This is a genomic window from Streptomyces sp. SID11385 (assembly GCF_010548245.1).
Lineage (GTDB): Bacteria > Actinomycetota > Actinomycetes > Streptomycetales > Streptomycetaceae > Streptomyces.
The window spans coordinates 1-2,782 of record NZ_JAAGLR010000120.1 but is presented as its reverse complement, the minus strand read 5'-3'; the positions used below and the strand labels follow the sequence as shown (position 1 = coordinate 2,782).

The following is a 2,782-nucleotide window of genomic DNA, read 5'->3' as shown; positions in this document are numbered from 1 at the left end:
TCCTCGGCCCACTGGGGTCCTGGCAGCGCGGTCCACACCGCGCGCGGGGACTCGCCCCGCGCGAGGGCCGCGAGGAAGCCGGGGCCCTGCGGGTAGCGCTCCCAGCTCCCGGGGCCCGGCGCGGGGGACGGGGGCGGCGGAGGGGGCGAGGCGGCGGCCTCGGCCTTGGCGTGGCGTGGGGGGACGGCGAGCTGGAGGACGTCGGCGAGGCTGCCCGCGTACCGCTCGGCGACCTGGCGGGCGAGCGCGAGGAGCGCGGGCGACAGGACGGGCTCGGGCGAGACGACCTGGGCGAGCGCGGCGAGCGGCCCCTGGTAGTCGGAGGTGGCGACGCGCTCGACGAGGAACCCGTCGACGAGCCCCCCGCCCTCCCTGCGCCCGCCCCGTACCTGCCCCTTCCCGGCCCCGAACCGTACGCGCACCCGCACCCCGGGCAGGGCCTCGGCGTCCAGCTCGGCGGGCACGGCGTAGTCGAAGGTGCGGTCGAGATGGACGACCCCCTTGTTGACGAGCACACGGGCGACCGGCAGCCGCTCCGCCACGGCGGCGCCCCGCCACGTACGCGGCTTGGCCCGGGGCGGTCGCGCCTTGCGCACGCTCTCCCGGATCAGGGCCAGCTGCTCCGCCCCGTTCGCCCGCTCGTCACTGCTCACGCCTCCAGATGTACCAGAGCGCTCGGACAACCGGTCGCCGGTACCGGACAGCCGTGCGGCCCGGCCCCCGCGCCGAAGCGTCGGGGCCGGGCCGCGTACAGCCTGGAGGGAGCCGGGGGCTACAGCCCCGCGGCCTTGCGCAGTGCGTCGACGCGGTCCGTCTTCTCCCAGGTGAACTCCGGCTCCGGGCGGCCGAAGTGGCCGTAGGCGGCGGTCTTGGAGTAGATCGGGCGGAGCAGGTCGAGGTCGCGGATGATCGCGGCCGGGCGGAGGTCGAAGACCTCGGCGATGGCGTGCTCGATCTTCTCGACCTCGGTCTTGGCGGTGCCGAAGGTCTCGACGAAGAGGCCGACGGGCTCGGCCTTGCCGATCGCGTAGGCGACCTGGACCTCGCAGCGCGCGGCGAGACCGGCGGCGACGACGTTCTTCGCGACCCAGCGCATCGCGTAGGCGGCCGAGCGGTCGACCTTGGACGGGTCCTTGCCGGAGAAGGCGCCGCCGCCGTGGCGGGCCATGCCGCCGTAGGTGTCGATGATGATCTTGCGACCGGTGAGACCCGCGTCGCCCATCGGGCCGCCGATCTCGAAGCGCCCGGTCGGGTTGACGAGGAGCCGGTAGCCCTCGGTCTCCAGCTTGATGCCGTCGTCGAGGAGCGCCTTCAGCTCGGGCTCCACGACGAACTCGCGGATGTCCGGGGTGAGGAGCTGGTCGAGGTCGATGTCGGAGGCGTGCTGCGAGGAGACGACCACGGTGTCGAGGCGGATGGCCTTGTCGCCGTCGTACTCGATGGTGACCTGGGTCTTGCCGTCGGGGCGCAGGTAGGGGATGGTCCCGTTCTTGCGCACCTCGGAGAGCCGCCGCGAGAGGCGGTGCGCGAGGTGGATCGGGAGCGGCATGAGGTCGGGGGTCTCGTCGCACGCGTAGCCGAACATGAGGCCCTGGTCCCCGGCGCCCTGCCGGTCCAGCTCGTCGATGCCCTCGCCCGCGGCGGCGGCCTCGACCCGGCTCTCGTAGGCGGTGTCGACGCCCTGCGCGATGTCGGGCGACTGGGAGCCGATGGAGACGGAGACGCCGCAGGAGGCGCCGTCGAAGCCCTTCTTCGAGGAGTCGTAGCCGATCTCCAGGATCTTCTCGCGCACGAGCTGGGCGATCGGGGCGTACGCCTTGGTGGTCACCTCCCCGGCCACGTGCACGAGACCGGTGGTGATGAGGGTCTCGACAGCGACGCGCGAGGTGGGGTCCTCGCGCAGCAAGGCGTCCAGAATGGTGTCGCTGATCTGGTCAGCGATCTTGTCGGGGTGCCCCTCGGTGACGGACTCCGAGGTGAACAGGCGACGGGACACAACGCTCCCTGGGGTTGCAGCGGCTGCTGGCTGATCATGGGTGAACCGTCCGGGAGCTGCACCCGGGACGGTTCCCCGCCAGTTTATCGGTCACACGTTGCCGCCGGTCGGGGTGTCTCGCCTTTCGGGAGCGCTGTGATCTGCGGCACCGCGTCGTCGGGGCATTGTCGGGTGCCGGGCGCGTGGGGCGCCAGGGGCCGCGCCGCATTCGGCGGGCGCCTGTCGCACGACCGCAACACAAGGACCGCGGGCCGCCCTTACGCCAGCCGGGCGGCCACGAGGTCCCACACCGTGTGCGCCAGCCCCTCCTTCGGCCCGTACGGGACCGGGGTCTCGCTGCCGTCGGCGCCGAGGACGACGGCCTCGCTGGACTCGGCGCCGAAGGTCTTCGTCTCACCGACCTCGTTGACCACGAGGAGGTCGCAGCCCTTGCGGGCGAGCTTGGCGCGTCCGTGCGCGAGGACGTCGTCGGTCTCGGCGGCGAAGCCGACGACGAGCTGGCCCGCGCGGGCGCGGTCGGCGGACAGTTCGGCGAGGATGTCGGGGTTGCGGACGAGGGCGAGCGGCTCGGGCTCGGCGTCGTCCTTCTTCTTGATCTTCCCCGGAGCGTACGTGGCGGGACGGAAGTCGGCGACGGCGGCGGCCATCACGACGGCGTCCGCGTCGGCGACGGCCGCGAGCAGCGCCTCGCGCAGTTCGGCGGTGCTCGACACGGGCACGACGTCGACGCCGGCGGGCGCGGCGAGCGCGGTGTTCGCGGCGACGAGCGTGACGCGGGCGCCGCGC

General features: G+C 73.5%; 2 protein-coding genes and 1 pseudogene. All 3 read right to left on the bottom strand.

Translation table 11 applies throughout. From position 1 onward, the window contains the following. Nucleotides 1-653: pseudogene (locus G3I42_RS04055) on the bottom strand (primosome assembly protein PriA); the annotation flags it as partial. 119 nt (nucleotides 654-772) lie between these two features. Then, a complete protein-coding gene (gene metK / locus G3I42_RS04050) occupies nucleotides 773-1,996 on the bottom strand; it encodes a methionine adenosyltransferase (RefSeq protein WP_164282466.1) in 1,224 nt (407 codons plus the stop codon). Nucleotides 1,997-2,253: 257 nt separating this feature from the next. Beyond that, the coding region (locus tag G3I42_RS04045) for a phosphopantothenoylcysteine decarboxylase (protein ID WP_275405219.1) at nucleotides 2,254-2,782 on the bottom strand (529 nt) is incomplete at its 5' end.